General features: G+C 70.6%; 14 protein-coding genes. All 14 read left to right on the forward strand.

Annotation, left to right across the window (positions count from 1 at the left end; translation table 11 throughout):
• Positions 1-10: 10 nt before the first annotated feature.
• The 14 genes from ACFYX0_RS32030 to ACFYX0_RS32095 all read left to right on the forward strand — a co-directional run bounded on the left by ACFYX0_RS32030 (position 11) and on the right by ACFYX0_RS32095 (position 15,798).
• Positions 11-292 (forward strand): hypothetical protein, encoded by a 282-nt coding sequence (locus ACFYX0_RS32030; protein WP_388975415.1) that lies wholly within the window; start codon positions 11-13, stop codon positions 290-292.
• Positions 293-5,098: a phage tail tape measure protein gene (locus ACFYX0_RS32035; protein ID WP_388975418.1), complete on the forward strand. Its 4,806-nt coding sequence runs from the start codon at positions 293-295 to the stop codon at positions 5,096-5,098. It abuts the gene before it with no gap.
• Positions 5,095-5,991, forward strand: coding sequence for a phage distal tail protein (locus tag ACFYX0_RS32040; RefSeq protein WP_388975420.1), 897 nt, complete (start codon positions 5,095-5,097; stop codon positions 5,989-5,991). Before ACFYX0_RS32035 ends, ACFYX0_RS32040 begins: the two co-directional genes overlap by 4 nt.
• A 10-nt stretch (positions 5,992-6,001) precedes the next feature.
• Complete coding sequence (locus tag ACFYX0_RS32045; RefSeq protein WP_388975423.1) at positions 6,002-6,934, forward strand: hypothetical protein; 933 nt, start codon at positions 6,002-6,004, stop codon at positions 6,932-6,934.
• Between the two features lies 1 nt (position 6,935).
• Positions 6,936-8,024, forward strand: a complete 1,089-nt coding sequence (locus tag ACFYX0_RS32050) for a hypothetical protein (protein ID WP_388975425.1) — start codon at positions 6,936-6,938, stop codon at positions 8,022-8,024.
• Between the two features lie 6 nt (positions 8,025-8,030).
• Entirely contained in the window at positions 8,031-10,481 is a 2,451-nt protein-coding gene (locus ACFYX0_RS32055) for a hypothetical protein (RefSeq protein ID WP_388975428.1), read from the forward strand.
• A gap of 250 nt (positions 10,482-10,731) precedes the next feature.
• Positions 10,732-11,094, forward strand: a complete 363-nt coding sequence (locus tag ACFYX0_RS32060; RefSeq protein WP_388975431.1) for a hypothetical protein — start codon at positions 10,732-10,734, stop codon at positions 11,092-11,094.
• Positions 11,095-11,157: 63 nt separating this feature from the next.
• The gene (locus ACFYX0_RS32065) at positions 11,158-11,970 is read left to right on the forward strand and encodes a hypothetical protein (RefSeq protein WP_388975434.1); all 813 of its coding nucleotides are present in this window, start codon (positions 11,158-11,160) and stop codon (positions 11,968-11,970) included.
• 12 nt (positions 11,971-11,982) lie between these two features.
• Positions 11,983-12,852 carry a GH25 family lysozyme gene (locus ACFYX0_RS32070; protein ID WP_388975437.1) on the forward strand — a complete coding sequence of 290 codons (870 nt, stop codon included), beginning with the start codon at positions 11,983-11,985 and terminating at the stop codon, positions 12,850-12,852.
• 7 nt (positions 12,853-12,859) lie between these two features.
• Positions 12,860-13,081 (forward strand): hypothetical protein, encoded by a 222-nt coding sequence (locus ACFYX0_RS32075; protein ID WP_388975440.1) that lies wholly within the window; start codon positions 12,860-12,862, stop codon positions 13,079-13,081.
• A 3-nt stretch (positions 13,082-13,084) separates the two neighbouring features.
• Positions 13,085-13,333 carry a hypothetical protein gene (locus ACFYX0_RS32080; RefSeq protein WP_388975443.1) on the forward strand — a complete coding sequence of 83 codons (249 nt, stop codon included), beginning with the start codon at positions 13,085-13,087 and terminating at the stop codon, positions 13,331-13,333.
• A 147-nt stretch (positions 13,334-13,480) separates the two neighbouring features.
• Entirely contained in the window at positions 13,481-14,041 is a 561-nt protein-coding gene (locus ACFYX0_RS32085; protein ID WP_388975446.1) for a hypothetical protein, read from the forward strand.
• 230 nt (positions 14,042-14,271) lie between these two features.
• Positions 14,272-14,553 carry a hypothetical protein gene (locus tag ACFYX0_RS32090; protein ID WP_388975448.1) on the forward strand — a complete coding sequence of 94 codons (282 nt, stop codon included), beginning with the start codon at positions 14,272-14,274 and terminating at the stop codon, positions 14,551-14,553.
• A gap of 66 nt (positions 14,554-14,619) precedes the next feature.
• The gene (locus ACFYX0_RS32095; RefSeq protein ID WP_388975450.1) at positions 14,620-15,798 is read left to right on the forward strand and encodes an AAA family ATPase; all 1,179 of its coding nucleotides are present in this window, start codon (positions 14,620-14,622) and stop codon (positions 15,796-15,798) included.
• Positions 15,799-15,855: the final 57 nt, after the last annotated feature.

A 15,855-nucleotide genomic window follows, 5' to 3' on the forward strand; every position in this document is an offset into this window, starting at 1 on the left:
CAGCTATGGAATGCCGCACAGCCAGTTCACGGGGGCCGGTGAGGGGCGGTGGACGGCCCTGGACCGGGCGAAGGCCCTGGCGTGGCTCGCGTACACGCGGGCCGTGTGCTCGGGGTGCGGGACGCGGATGGACGAGTGGCGGCCGGAGCTTGGCGGGGACCGGTTCGCCTACGTCACCGACTCGCACACCTGCCCGGGGTGCGAGCTGCTGGCGATGGAGCGGGAGCAGGTACCGGACGGTCGGGACGGGCGCGGGGTCAAGATCGGGCTCACGCCCAGACGGGAGCGGTAGGTGTCTTCCGCCTACAACCTGTACGTCAATCTGACGGCGCAGACGACCGGGCTGACCGGCGGTCTGCGCCAGTCCGCTGCGCAGCTGCGCCAGTTCGACGGCCAGCTGCAGCAGGTCAACCGGACGCTGCTGGAGACCGGGACGGCCACCGAGCGCCTGGCCCGGCTGCAGGCGTCGGCGTCGGCTGACGCGGTCCTCGGCCAGGCCCGTGTCACCGCGGCCGTGGAACGCACGGCGGCCGCGCAGCGCACTGCCGCTGTAGCGGCCGAACGCTCGGGCCGAGCCCAGGCGCTGTCGGCGTCCCTTGCCGCGAAGGCGGAGAGGGAGCGGGCTGCGGCGGTCGCGGCCGGCGAGCGCACTCTGCGCGCGCAGGCGGTCGCGCAGACGATGGCGGCCCGCGCGCAGGCCGCGACGGGGCGGGGTGCGGTGGCGGCTCAGGCCACCGCGAACGCCGCCGCCGCGGCGGCGACCAGGGCCGCGCAGGCGCAGACGGTGCAGGAGGAGCGGGCTGCTGCCGCGCAGGCTGCCTCCACCCGCGCGTCCAGTGTGTCGGCGCGGGCGACGCAGGCCCGGCAGGCGGCCGATGAGCGGGCGATGGGGACGCTGGCCGCTCGCAATGAGGCGGAGGCTTCTGCCGCGTCGCGTGCTGCGGCGAACGCCATGGCCGTGCGGCAAGCGGAGGCCGCCGCGGTCGCCGAGTCCCGCGCGGCGACGCAGGCCCGCATCGACGGCTACCTGCGTACCGGGGTGGTGCTGTCGGCGGTCCTCGGCGCCGGCGTCCTAGGCGCTGTGCAGCTGGAGAAGCGCATGGCGAACGTCATGACGATCTCCCAGCAGATCAACGCGACGACGGTCAGCGGGTTCACCGACAAGATCATCGGCTTGTCGAAGGACATGACGCAGTCCGCGAACCTGCTCGCCGAGGGCCTGTACCAGATCGTGTCGACGGGCTTCGACGGCGCGGACGCGATGACGGTCCTGTCGGCGTCTGCGGAGGGCGCCAGCGCGGGCCTGACGACGACGGAGATCTCCGCACGCGCCCTGCCGGGCGTGCTGAAGGCGTACGGCCTGCCCGCCTCGAAGGCGTCCGACGTCATGGACATCATGTTCCAGACCGTCAACAAGGGCGTCATCTCCTTCGAGGAGTTGGCCCTGCACCTGGGCGACATCGTGCCGATGGCTGCCGCGGCAGGGGTCAGCTTCGACGATCTGGCGTCCGCGTACGCCGCGGTCACCCTGGCGGGTGTGCCCGCAGCCGAGTCGGCGACCGGCCTGAACATGCTGATGACCCGCCTGCTGCAGCCGACGCAAGAGCTGAGCGACCTGATGCACAAGCTCGGCTACGAGTCGGCCGCGTCGGCGGTGCAGCAGGACGGCCTGTACGTCGTCGTCAACAAGATCACCAAAGCCACGCACGGCTCCGCCGAGGCGATCACCGGCCTGTTCCACGACGTGCGGGCCTCCCGCGCGATGCTCGCCCTGGCCGCCAACGACGGCCGCAACTACGCCAGCACCTACGAGGGCATCGCCAACGAGGTGGAGCGGGCCGGGGCCGCGCACAAGGCGTTCCAGATGCAGATGAACACCACCGCCGGCCAGTGGCAGTTGTTCGTCAACCGCAGCAAGGCCCTCGGCATCGACCTGGGGCGGGCGCTGCTGCCGGTGCTGCAGACCGTCGGCAACGCCTTGTCCGTCTTCGCCGGGGCGATCGCGGACGCGCCGGGCCCGCTGAAGTCCCTGGGCGGCGGGCTGCTGGCGATCACGGCGGGCGGTGCGCTCGCCCTCGCCGCCATCACGAAGATCACAACGCAGTGGCGTGAGTTCCGCGTCGCCCAGGCAGCCGCGCAGGCAGGCGGCTCGGTCATGCCGGCGGTCCTGCGGGGTGCGGGCCTGGCCGTGTCGGGCCTGACGGCGCTACTCGCGGTGGGTGTGCTGGCCTACTCGGCGTACTCGGCGTCCAAGGAGCAGGCCAAGGCGGCCACCGACGACCTGGTGCAGGCCCTGCGCTCCGAACGCGAGGAAGGCGACCAGGGCGCGGGCCTGCGGGCCCTGACGGAGTCCCTGACCAACTCCGACGATGCCGCCAAGCTCAAGAAGGTCGGCATCGACATGACGTCCGCCCTGGACGCCATCACCTCCGGCGGCAAGAAGCTCGCCGACCTGAAGAAGGACATCTGGCGGGACGCCTCCTTCGCCACGGTCGACCAGTCGGGCCAGGTCAGCTCTGCCCTCACCCCCGCCGGGCAGGACGCCATGGACGTCCTGGACAAGCAGCACCACATCTGGTCGACGGCGGTGAAGAAGGAAGCCGAACTCGCCGCCGCGATGGAGATCGTCAACGCCAAGGTGCAGCAGGCGAAGGTCGGCGCGGCCAAGGCGTGGACGCTGGACCTGCTGGTGCCGACCGGCAAGGACGGCATGCCGCAGTACACCGACGAGATGAAGGCCATGGCGGAGGCCCTGGGCGCGATCGTCGACCCGGCGAAGGCGTGGCAGACCGCGCAGGACAAGGTCGCCAAGTCCAACAAGAACGCCAAGGCGTCCCTGCAGGACTACCTGCGGGAGCTGCGCAGCCAGCTCAAGGCGCAGCGCGACTTCCAGGGCAACCTGACCAAGCTGGCCATGTCCGGGTACGCCGACCTCACCGACCACTTCGCGAAGCTGGGTGTGTCCTCGGCGCCCATCCTCGACGAGCTGGTGAAGCAGCTCGGCAAGGGCAAGACGAAGGTCGCCGACGAGCTGGAATCGATCATCGGCGAGTCTGCGGCCCGCGCACAGCCCGCGTTCAGGGCGGGCCTGGCGCAGCTGCCCGCGATCGCCGCCCGCTACGGCAAGAAGATCGCCGCGCAGTTCGCGGACGCCGCCGAGACCAACGACGCCGGCAAGTTCGCCCGCGTCATGCAGGCGATGGCCGTCACCGACATGAGCCGCGCCGTACGCGCCGGCAGCACCGCCGCACGCACCCAGCTGTCGCGCGGTATGGGACTGCTGGCGCGGGTCGCACAGGAGAAGGGCGCGGACGCGGCGAACGCCCTGCAGAAGGCCCTTCTGTCGGGCGATGTGACCACCGCCATGGACCAGATCCGCGCGATCTGGGGCGCGGACCCGCCGATCAGCGCCAAGGACCTGCAGAGCGTCGTGTCCGCGTTCCACACGGCGGGCAGCAAGTCCAAGGGCGAGTGGTCGGCGATGCTCGACCTGATCACGCAGGTGTCCAAGACGAAGGGCACCGAAGCCGCGTCGTCGCTGACGTCCGCTCTGCTGTCCGGGGACATGGCGGCCGTCCAGGCGCAGCTGAACGCGATCGGTGTGAGCGTGCAGGAGATCCCCGGCTCCAAGACGATCTCCATCAGCGTGGCCCCGCCCGCGCCGGTGTCGGTGGAGGTGATCCCGCGTGTGGGTGGCACGGGACCGTGGCGGAACAAGCCGATCCCGCAGGCCGACGGCGGTCTGCTGTCGTTCTACGCCGACGGCGGCATGCGCCGGGAGAACCATGTGGCGCAGATCGCGCCCGCCGGGTCGTGGCGGGTGTGGGCCGAGCCCGAGACCTACCCGGGTGAGGCGTACATCCCGCTGGCCCCGTCCAAGCGGGCCCGCTCCAAGCAGATCCTCGCCGAGGTCGCGCACCGGTTCGGGGCCACCGTCCAGTTCCACGCCGAAGGCGGCCTCTCCAACTGGACGTACACGCCGGCGGGCGGCTCGGACGGCCTGTTCTCGCTGTCGTCGATCGCGTCGGACTCGATGAACAAGAAGGGCGACGCCGTCGACCTGGGCAAGTTCTCCAAGAACCTGCACAAGTCGGTGGGGGAGGCGCAGCGGTGGCGCCGGGACCTGGCGACGGTGGCCCGCCGCGCCGGGCAGGACGTCGCGGACGCGCTGGAGGCGATGGGCTCCGAAGGCATCGACCTGACCCACAAGATGGCCACCGGCAGCTCGAAGTACATCAAGTCCATGTCGGCCGACCTGAGGAAGCTGGCCGACACCGCGAAGGCCTCGCTGTCGGACTTCACCAGCCAGCTCGGCCTTGCCGCGAAGCAGACGGCCACGTTCCAGAAGAACCTGGCCCAGCTGGCGGCCGAGGGCTACGGCGATCTGGCGTCCCGGCTGGCCGCGCAGGGCGACCAGGCAGCGCAGGACCTCGCGGCGCAGGCCGTGAAGAGCAAGAAGGCCGCCGCGAAGGCCAACAGCACCTCCAAGGCGGCGTCGGCCACCTTGTCCGACGAGGACCTGGCGGACCTGCTGACGGTCATCGGCGCGGTCAAGACGCCCAAGACCGGCATCCACGATGTCGCGGACGCCACCAAGCTCGGCGAGGACCGCATCATCGAGGTCGCCAACGCGGGCAAAGCCCAGCTGACGAAGGCCCTCGGCAAGAAGGCCGTGAAGTTCCTCGCCGACCTGCGGCGCGCCAACAAGGGCCTGTCGTATGCGGCGGGCGGTGTGCTGACGCCGGGCCTGTACGCCACCAGCAGCGGCCTGATCCGGTTCGCGGAGCCCTCCACCGGCGGTGAGGCGTACATCCCGCTCGGGCAGGAACGGCGGTCGTCGGCGACAGCCGTCCTCGAGGACGTCGCCCACCGCTTCGGCTACACGCTCACCGCGCACGGCGTGACCGGGCCGACGCGGGTGGACGCCCACCCGTCGGGCGGGGTGCAGGTCGTGGTGGTGAAGGAGACGTCCCGGCCGCTGATCGGCGAGATGCCGGTGACGGTCACCGGCGGCGGGGACGGCCGCAAGACGGCGCAGGACATGGGCGCCGAGGTGATGCGGCGCCTGCGTGCCGCGCAGCGAGGAGGCAAGCTGTGACGGTCCTGGAGGACTACCAGTTCGACGTCGGCGGCGTGGTCATCGGCTCGGGCACGCTGCTGCCGGTCGGCGAGGTCACCGGGCTGGGCGCCCCTGACAGGCGTACCGCCGACGTCGACAACCCCACCGACGACGGCGGGTTTCCCGGCGTGGACCTGTTCGGGACGCGGACGGTGTCCATCGAGGCCGGTATCCGCACCCCCCACGATCCGGGTGCGGCCCTGGATCTGCTGGCCCAGCTGGAGCAGACGACCGGCGTCGACAGCATCCGCAAGACCGCGGGGGCGCTGGCGGTGCTGCGCGCCAAGTGGCCTGGCCGGAACGTGAAGTGCCTGTTCGGCAGGTGGCGGCGCGTGGAGGCCGTGTCGATGGCGCAGGCCGTGTACGGGTGGATTCCGCTGGCGCTGGAGTTCGCGGCAACGGATGCGCGCTGGCACGCCGACACCGTGCAGGGCCTGGTACTGCCGTTGGACATCTCCAACGACGACCACGGCTTCAAGGCGCCCGTGGTCGCCCCGATCACCACGGGCGTGGCCGACCCTTCGGAGCGGCCCGGCTGGGTCGTCAACGGCGGGGATGTGGCCGCGTGGCCGGCGCTGCGCATCGACGGCCCGGTCACCAACCCGAAGGTGTGGGTGGTGGAGACCGGCCGCTACCTGCAGCTGCAGACCAGCCTGGCCGCGGGGGAGTGGATCGACATCGACACCCGGCCCGGGACCCGCTGGGTGCTGCGCAGCGGGTCCGGTAACGCGGCGCCGGCGCTGACGGCCGGGTCGCGTCTGGACCTGTTCCAGATCCCGCCGGGGACGAGCGAGATCCGGTGGACCGCCAGCGACTACACGAACACCTGCCGCCTGACCCTGTCGTGGCGCGACGCCTACACCGCCCTGTGAGGACACTGAGATGACGCTGATCCAGCCCCCCATGATGATCAATGGCGGTACGCATCCCGCCCGCACCATGCGCATGATGATCCGCGACCTGTCGCGCGGGTCGCAGGGCGTGACCGAGTACAACGACCTGAAGGTCACCCAGCAGACCACCCCCGGTGCCAGGGTGCAGGTCGGTGACGGCTCCGGGGTGGTGCGCGGCGCCTCCTGGGGGCAGGGCTCCTACACCCAGTACAACGTGGGCTCCGCGACCGTGAACATCGCGCCGACCGGGGCGCAGGCCCGCACCGACATGGTGGTGCTGCGGGTCCTGGACCCCGAGTACGAGGGCAGCCTGAACCCGGCGACGGACAACATCGGCTTCTTCGATGTCGTCTCCAACGTGTCGGCGACGGCGACGCAGCCGCCGGCGGGCATGACGGCGATACCGCTCGCCCGGATCGCGCTGCCCGCGAACTGCGCGACCGTCACCGACGCGATGATCACCGACCTGCGGCAGATCGCCAACCCGCGCCGGACCCGGAAGCTCTACACCGCCTTCCCCGGCAACCCGCTGGTCCGGCTCACCTACCAGGACAACCAGTGGCACACCTGGCCGACGGCGGCCCGCTGGAACGTCGACGTGCCGGCGTGGGCGGTCACCGCGAAGATCGTGACCACTCTTGCCGGTCTGCGCGAGGACAGCGCCAACGTCTTCGCGCAGATGCGGCAGGTCATCGGGACCGTGCAGGGGCAGGGCACGGCCATCGACGACGACCAGGGCGCGGGTACCCGCCGCAGCACTGTCGTGGTCGCCGACAGCCTGACCATTCCCGCAGCGATGCGCGGCACCACCCAGGCCCTGTACCTGCAGACGTACATGTCCAAGTCCGAGACCGGCAACCTCGGCGTGGACAACGGCACTTCCCTCATCACGGACATCGAGTTCGAGGAGGGCGTGATCTGACGTGGCCGCCTACCGCTACCTGACGTGCGCCGCGCTGACGGGGGAGGTTCTGGCGTGGGACCTGCCGCTGTCCGACGTGTCCTACGGGCCGGAGCTGAACGGGCCCGGGCAGCTGCAGGCCACGCTGGAGCCGCACTTGGCGTCCCTGCTCGGCTCGATGGTCGACCCGGGCAACACGCTGATCTTCGCCGAGCGGGACTCGAAGCTGATGTGGGGCGGCTTGATCTGGCGGGCTGAGCCGGAGGGCGGCAAGTACCCGATCGAGGCGGCCGGGGTCAGCTCCTACCTCGGCAAGCGGCACGACATGCACGGCAACCTCGACGGCCGCGGCCCCTACACGTTCGCCGACCCGTGCAAGCTGATCCGGGACGTGTGGGCGTACTGCCAGGCGCAGCCGGACGGCGACCTGGGCGTGGTCGTCGACTCCACCACCTCCAAGGCGTCGATCGGCACCCCGGAGGAGCCGTACAAGCCGACCTGGTGGGAGTCCCCGGCTCTGGCTGACATCGTCGCCGACGCGGTCGCCGTGTTCGGCGGACCGGAGTGGACCGAGCAGGTGGCGTGGGTGGGCGGGCTGCCCGAGCGGCGCATCCGGCTGGGCTGGCCCCGCCTGGGCGCCCGCCGTACCGACGTGTCGTTCACGACTGGCGTGAACGTCGCCGAGTCGCAGCCGGTCGTCTACGACGGCGACGCCTACGCGCAGGTGGTGGCCGCTCTGGGCTCCGGGGAGGGGCAGGCCCGCCAGCGCGCCATCGACGCCGTACGGGACGGCCGGCTGCGCTTGGAGAACGTGCTGGACCTGCCCACCGTCAAGGGCAAGGACCAGCTGGCGGCCAAGGCGCGCACGGGGCGGATCGCCAGCCAGAAACGCGGCACGGTCGAGCAGGTCAACATCGTCGACCACCCCGCCGCCCGCTTCGGCTCCTTCCAGGTGGGTGACGACGTGTGGGTGCAGGTCCACGACCAGTGGACCGACTTCGACGGCTGGGCGCGGGTGACCGGATGGACGCTCACGCCGGCGCAGGGGGACCAGCAGGAACGGATGACGGTGAGCCTCTCGCCCGCCGACTCCTTCATCTACGGAGGCTGAACCCCTTTGGCTGACACGCTCGCAACTCTCGCGGGCAGGATCGCCGCTCTGGAACGGCTGATGCGTGACCTGTCGCGCTCCAGCCGCCTGGCGAACTCCTCGATCGAGAACGGCTCCATCACGGTCTACGACGACCAGGGCGTCCTGCGCGGCAACATCGGCCTGCAGCAGGACGGCACGGTCGCGCTGGCCGCCGTCAACGGCCCGCCCCCGCCCGTCCCCACGGTGCCCGTCCTCGCTTCCGTCCTCGGCGGTGTCGCCGTCACCTGGGACGGGACGTTCGCCGACGGCAGCCAGGCCCCGGCCGACTTCGCCTACGTGGAGGTCCACTTCTCCACCAGCGCCGACTTCCCCGACGACGGCTCCCTGTTCGCCGCGTTCTACTCGACGCAGGGCAGCACGATGACCGTCCCGGCGGGCGTGCCGGTGTGGGTGCGCCTGGTGTGCGTGTCGACGTCCGGGGAGGACTCCGGGCCGTCGGCGGTGGCGGGCCCGATCGGGCCCGCCCCGGTCGTCGCGCAGGAAGTCCTCGACGGCATCGTGACCGAGCTGTCGCTGGCCGATGGTGCGGTCTCCCGCGCCAAGCTTGAGGCGGGGGCGGTCGACGGCACCGTGCTGGCTGATGGTGCGGTGACCACGCCGAAGCTGGTGGCGGGGCAGATCGACGGCCTGGTCCTGGCGGCCGGGACGGTCAATGCCGACCGGCTCGTTGCCGCCAGCATCACCGCCGCGCAGATCAAGGCCCTGGGCATCACCGGTGACCGGCTCGCGGCGAACACGGTCACGGCCGCCCAGATGGCGGCAGGGACGATCACCGCGGCGTCGGGTGTGATCTCCTCGATCGACGCCAGCGTGATCACCGTGGGGAAGGTCAAGGCGTCGCAGATCGACGCGACGTCCCTGGTGATCTCCGGTGCCAACGTGAGCGGCACAGTCGCCTCCGCCACGACCGCGGGCAGCGCCACCACGGCGGGCAGCGCCACCACGGCAGGCAGTGCGACCACGGCGGGCAGCGCCACCACGGTGAACGGGTCGATCGGTGCGGGGGTGACCGTGCCGCCCACCCAGATGGGCGCCGGGCAGATCCCGCAGACGACCACCATCAACGGCGCGTCGATCCTGACGAACACCCTGGACGCGGCCAGTATCAAGGCCGGAACGATCTCCGTGGACCGCCTGGCGGTCGGCCTGGTCGGGCAGGTCGGGCAGAAGTGGTACGACTTCGGTGACTCGGCGTCGAAGTGGCTGAACGCCGCGTCGGGCACGATGACGACGGTCGCTGTCGCGGACGCGCAGTCCGGCGGCAACGTGATGCGGTGCGTGGGCTACATCCAGGGCGCCTACCGGCCCGATGTGAAGATCCCCTTCGACCCGTCGGTGACGTACCGGGTCAGCGCCCGGGTGCGGCAGACCGTCGCGAACTCCACGCCGGGCACGAACCAGAACCTATACGTGGGCGTGGCGGGCCTGGCCGGCGATGGTGTCACCTTCGTCAACCTCACCGGCGCCAACTCGCTCGCCAGCCAGTTCTATGTGGCGGCCGACTCCGAGACCCTGACCGCCGGCGCGGGCTGGTCGAACTGGACCGGCTACATCAAGGGCACCTCGGCCAGCCCGGTCAGGCAGGAGGCGCCGAAGGCGAACGCGCCCGCCCAACTCCACTCCAGCGTCCGCTACGTCACGCCGATCCTGTACGCGAACTATCAGGGCGGCAGCGGCAGCGTCGAGGTGGACATGTTCGCCATCGAGGTCGTCGAGACCGGCGGCATCACCGCAAGCAACATCAAGGCCGGGGCGATCGACGGTCAGACGATCACGGGCGCCGTCGTTCGGGCCGTCCGTGGTGACGGCTCGGTGGCCGCGCTCATGGCGCCCGATGTCGGCGACGGGCAGGCGGGTTTCCAGACGACGTCGGCTGACGGCCGCACCTACTCGCGGCTGGAGGCCGGAGAGCTGACGTTCGGCTCGACGGGCGTCCACCAGGTGGTGAACACCGGCATCACGGGGACGGCGGACGGTGGCACCCTGGACATCCAGTCCGGCATGATCCAGGGCGGTGCTCAGGCGCACATCATCATGGCGTCCGGGGACAGCCCGCTCGCCATCAACAACGGTGGTGGCGGCGCGCCGTTCATCTCCCTGGAGTGGGACGGCAACAGCGGCCCCAACAACCCTGACATGGTTGTGGACATCGGCGGCATCCTCTCGCCCCGCAACATGGTGTGGGGGCGAGTCACCATCTCCCCGGTGGCGAACTCGCCGACGAGCGTGACCGTGACGGGGCTGACCCTGCGCGGCAAGACGTTTCGGGGTCTGGCAACGGCCGCCACAAGTGTCCCGGGCACCCAGGTCACCGGGGTTGGCATCTCCTCCATCACCGCCACGTCCGCGACCGTCGTGGCCACCCGCACCAACACAAACACAACGTTCGTGGACTACCTCCTCCTTGGGAGCTGACATGCCTGACGCAGCGCAGCCGGTCCTCATGTCCGTCACATGCCACACCGAAGGGTGTTCCGTCAGCGGGATCACGTTCACGGCGGTCCCCATGACCCCTAACGCGGAGCCGCCGACGTTCCGCGCCGTGTGCGGGCAGTGCGGCAACGAGGTCACCGACCTGGTGCAGATGACCACGGGCTGACGTGCCGCCGCCCCGTGCCCGTAGACTCCTTTGCGGCGCGGGGCACGCCGATCTGAGGAGTGCGCGGTGACACAGCCGCCGAGCGCCGATCCCACCCTGTGGGAGCTGCACCGCACACTGGAGCAGCTGCGGAAGGACCAGAGCGACGGCATGAAGTCGCTGCGGGACGATCTGCGTGCCGACCTCGCCGCGATGAGCGCCCGCTTCGAGGAGATGGTCACCAAGGAGGTCTACCAGGCCGATCAGCGCCTGGTGAACCAGCGGCTGCTGGCCATCGAGGAGGTGCAGCGGGAGGCGGCCAGGGCGCGGGAGGCCGACCAGCTGCAGGCGGCGAACACCCGCAAGTGGCTTGTGGCGGTGTTCATCGCGCCGCTGCTGATCGGCGTGCTGCAGCTGTGGCTGTCCGCCAGGCTCGGCGCCGGCCCGTAGCGGGCCGTACCGCGGCGCAAAAACCCATCTGTTCGTCCGGCGCGGGGGAGAACGGCACCGGACGTGCCCCTTACTCACGGCACCCTCACCCACCGCTATCCGCATCACACGAAGCTGGGCCGCCACCAGGTCCTCGACGCCCGCTCCCTTCAGTGGGTGCACGAGCACACCGGGGCGGTCCTCAAACCCACCTCGCACACCCCTCGCGTCCCAGTCCTGGACCAGGAGGACCTGTTCGCGCAGGGCATCCGCGTGTCCCAAGTCGTGCCCCGCGCCGAGGACGTTGACGCGCTCGGCTCGTGCACGGGCAACGGCGGTACCGCCGCGGTGTCGCTGCTCCTCGACGACACGGAGGCCAAGGCGGTCGGCCTGGACCTGGCCGACGCCAAGGGCGCCGAGGAGTGGGCGATCGGCCTGTACGCGGACGCGACCGGCGTGGACGACACGGACGGCCGCTTCCCGCCCAACGACACCGGCAGCTCGGGCCTGGCCATCGCCAAGGTCCTCAAGCGGCGCGGCCTGGTCGGCCACTACCGGCACGCCACCACCGCCACCGCGGTCGCATCGCTGCTGCAGTCCGGGGGCGTGCTGTACGGAACCCCGTGGTTCAAGGCGTGGTTCGAGCCCGACCGGTACGGCTTCGTCGACGGCAGCAACTGGTCGTCCTCGCCGGTGGTCGGCGGGCACGAGATCTGCCTGGTCGCCCTGGAGCGGGTCGTGCAGGACCACGCCGGCCGCATCGAGCCCGAGGCCACCGTCGTCCGCTTCCGCAACTCCTGGTCCAGGTCGTGGGGCGACGACGGCGACGGCCTGATGACCCTCGCCACCTACCAGCTGCTGCGCCGCTACGCCGACGCCCTGCAGCTGCGCAAGTAAGGAGACACCGAGATGCTCAAGGCCATCGACATCAGCAGCCTGCAGCCGCACCCGGACCTGGACGGCGTGGACGTCGTCCTGATCAAGGCGTCGGAGGGCCGCACCTACGCCAACCCGCTCCGCGACGAGCAGGAGAAGGCCGCACGGGGAGAGGGCAAGCAGGTGGGCTGGTACCACTTCCTGTGGCCCTCCAACATCCAGGCGCAGGCGCAGTATTTCGTCCACTGCGCCGACCCCAAGCCGGGCGATGTCCTGGCGTGCGACTGGGAGACCACCACCGCGCACACCGCGGCGACGTGCGCGGAGAAGGACGCCTTCTTGAAGGCGGTGAAGAAGCTGTGCCCGCACCTGCGGGTCATGCTCTACTGCAACCTCGACTTCTGGGATCGGCACGACACCACCTCCGAGTGTGGGGACGGCCTGTGGATCGCCGACCCGGGCGCCGCAGCGGGCAAGCCGCGCGTCAAGCACCCGTGGGTGATCCACCAGTACGGCATCCGGAACTACACCGACGTCGACGTGTGCAACTTCGCCACGGTCGCGGCGTGGAAGGACTGGGCGGGTGTGCCCGAGCCGGCGCCGCGACCGGTTCCAGGGCCGCCGTCGTCGAAGCCCTACGTGCCGCCGCCGTTCCCGGCCGGCCTGGCGCCGGGCAAGTCCAAGCCGTCGGCGAAGGGCCTGCAGAAGGCGCTGCGCGCGGCCGGGTTCCTGCAGATCACGGACGCGGACCTGTCCGACATGTACGGGCCGCGCACCGAGGGCGGTGTGGGCCGGTTCTTCGACGCGCACTCGGAGTTCCGCACCAAGGGCAAGCCGCACGACACCGCGATCGGTCCGCGCGGCTGGGCCTGCCTGTTCCGCCTCGCCTACGGCCACAAGTGAGCAGCCGGTGACCGCCGACGACGTCATCCGCCGGTTCACGTTCCATCCGGCCGACACCGCTGAGCGCCGCCAGGCCCACGAGGACATCCGCTCCTCGTGCCTGGAGCTGGCGCTGACGCTGCACTCCGAGCTGCCCGTCGGCGCGGAGAAGCAGGCGGCCATGTTCCGCCTCGAAGAAGTCATGTTCTGGGCGAACGCTGCGATCGCCCGCCAACCCAAGGAGGCCTGAACCGTGAACCTATTCGTGTCGTTGATCCGCACCGGCATCCCGGCCCTGGTCGGCTGGCTGGTGGCGATCGCCGCCGCGCACGGCCTGCACCTGGACGCGCAGGCCCTGTCCGGGGTGCTGACGCCGCTGGCCGCTTCTGCTACTACGCGGTGTTCCGCCTGGCCGAACAGTACGTATCGCCGCGCTTCGGGTGGCTGCTGGGCTACGCCCGGCCCCCGCAGTACGACCTCGCCGCGTAGCCAGGCCCGTTGACCCGGCAAAGACCAAGGCCCCCACCGCACCTGGTGGGGGCCTCGACCTCTTGGATGGCTCAAGAGTAGCAGTCTGCGAGAACGGGCCCCCGGACCGTCCTAGGTAGAATCTAAGTGCATTCCAGGAGGAGACAGAGAAGGGGATCCGGTGGTGACGGGGAAGCCGTTCCTGGCCGGCAGGCAGGAGTTCGCCGCCCTGTACGGGGTGAAGGGGCCGCAGGTCACGGCGTGGCTGGGGCGAGGCGTGCTGGACTACAAGCATGCGCTGATCGTGTCCGGGTCCCCGTACTGGCTGCTGTCGTTCGTGCGCGGGTACGGGCAGACGCAGCCGCGGCCCAAGGAGCTGGACCAGCGGGTGCTGCAGCAGCTCGTGGCCGCGCAGGAGCCCGGTGTGTGGGCGAGCAGCGTGAGCGAGGTGCCGCCGCTGCTGGGCCTGCAGGAGGCGACGCAGCTGTTCGGCCTGACCAGCCAGCAGAACCTGTCGGCGGTGGTGCGCCAGGGCCGGTTCGCGCCGGCGGACTACCAGCTGTCCGGGTCGCCGCTGTGGCTGCTGGACACGCTCATCGAGGCCGCGCCCGACATCCGGGCGAAGTCCCGCAAGGTGATGTGGGCGATCGTGCCGCAGGTCGAGGCGGCGCTCCGGCAGGGCCGCTACACCGGTCCCGGCTCCTCGATCGTCCCCCGTGGGCTCGCCGCAAAGGCCGTCTGACCTGCGGAAACTAGCTGTACACCATCCCCCCAGAAGGCTAAAATAAGAGCAGCGGTCCGGAGTGGGCCACTGCTCTTCGTCTTGGGAGGAACGATGCATGCCGTCTCGGCCGCAGCCCGGTCGTCGACCGCCGGGCGCGGGTTTCGGTGCGGTGCGCTGGTTGATCACGTCAGACCCTTCCTGAAAGATGTGCCACATCATTGGATCGGTAGCAGAACATCCGGAGGCTTGTGCCCGTTCACCAGCAGCAACTGCCCGGCCTGGACGACATCCAGCCCGTCCAGCACCCCGCCATTCACCCCGGCCAGTCCATCCAGCAGCGGTTCGAAGCGTTCCACGACCCCAACCCGTGGGTGCTGCGGCACCTGGAGGCGCTGGCCGCCGACTGCGTCGCCAAGGGCTTTCGCCGGCGCTGGCGCTACGGAGAGGCCACCCAAGGCGACGCCTTCCGCCTCAACAACAACTTCCGCAGCCGGTACGTGCGGCTCCCGATCGAACGCCACCCCGAGTAGTCGCACCTGTTCGAGACCAGGGCCCTGCGCGCCGCATGACACCAACGACCTCTTGGAGCAGCCCAGATGGGCATCAAGCTGAAAACCCGCAAGCCGACCGGCATCGTGCCGTGGCCACTCATCCTCATCGAGGGAGATGAGGGCAGCGGAAAGACTTACTCCGTCGCCGAGTTCTCCGCCTCGGAGCAGATCGGCCAGGTGTACTGGATCGACCTGGCGGAGGGCAGTTCCGACGAGTACGCGGCGATCCCCGGCGCCGACTACCTGATCATCGACCACGACGGCTCCTACCGGGACATCCTGGAGCAGATCCGGGCCGTCTACCTCGAAGCCCGCCGGGCGGCGGCCGCCGGCGAGCCGCCGGTGGTGCTGTCCATCGACTCAGGCACCGCGCTGTGGCGGATGCTCAAGACCTGGGCCAACGAGCGCGCTCGGCGCGGCAGGACCAACGCGCAGCGCCTGGAGGAGGACCCGGACGCCGCGATCGACGTCGGCATGAACTTCTGGAACGACGCCACCGAGCGGTGGATGGACGTCATCCACCTGCTGCAGACGTTCCCCGGCATCGCCATCATCACCGCGCGGGGCAAGCAGGTCACCGCCATCGACGAGGGCGGCAGGCCCGTCACCGACAACAAGGGCCGCGCCCTGCGGGAGTGGAAGGTCTCCGCGCAGAAGGACCTGGCGTTCGACTGTTCCGTGTGGGTGCGGATGCGCCGGGGCCGGGCCCCGCAGGTCATCAAGGCCCGCTCGCTGCGGCTGCGCGTCGAGGACGGCAAGCCGCTGAACCTGCCGGACTTCACCATCGAGGACCTCGTCTTCAACCGGCTGGGCTGCTCGGTGGATTCGCAGCCCCGCCAGATGCCCGCTCTGGTCGGTGATCGCGTGCAGGCGTGGCTGAAGGAACACGACGTGACCGACCTGCGCGATGTGGAGAAGCTGCGCGAGCTGTGGTGGGACGCGGACAAGGACGACGCCGGCCTGACCCGCGCCGAGGTCGTCTCCATCCGCAACGCGATCGAGCAGAAGGTCGCCCAGCTCGAGAACCCGCCCACGGAGATGGGCCAGGGCCCGGTCAGCGACGCCGACCGGCTGCGGGCCGCCGTCGAGCGCCGGGCCGAGGAGGGCGACGAGCAGCCCGAAGACGAGCCCGACCCGGACAAGCGCCCCGTCCGCAAGGAGCCCGTCAAGCGCACGCCCGCCGCCAAGCGCGCGGCCGCCAAGCGCACGCCCGCCCGCCGCTGACTTGCCCGGCGGGCCGGGCCCCCTACGGCCCGCCCGCCCTCATTCTTTGGAGACCTG

It is taken from the genome of Streptomyces sp. NPDC002573, assembly GCF_042889625.1.
GTDB classification, from domain to species: Bacteria; Actinomycetota; Actinomycetes; order Streptomycetales; family Streptomycetaceae; genus Streptomyces; species Streptomyces gibsoniae.

Bases quoted from the DNA above. Each gene is read 5' to 3' on its own strand.
- ACFYX0_RS32030 (WP_388975415.1), top strand. From the start codon at position 11: ATGCCGCACAGCCAGTTCACGGGGGCCGGTGAGGGGCGGTGGACGGCC.
- ACFYX0_RS32070 (WP_388975437.1), top strand. From the start codon at position 11,983: ATGCTCAAGGCCATCGACATCAGCAGCCTGCAGCCGCACCCGGACCTG.
- ACFYX0_RS32045 (WP_388975423.1), top strand. From the start codon at position 6,002: ATGACGCTGATCCAGCCCCCCATGATGATCAATGGCGGTACGCATCCC.
- ACFYX0_RS32095 (WP_388975450.1), top strand. From the start codon at position 14,620: ATGGGCATCAAGCTGAAAACCCGCAAGCCGACCGGCATCGTGCCGTGG.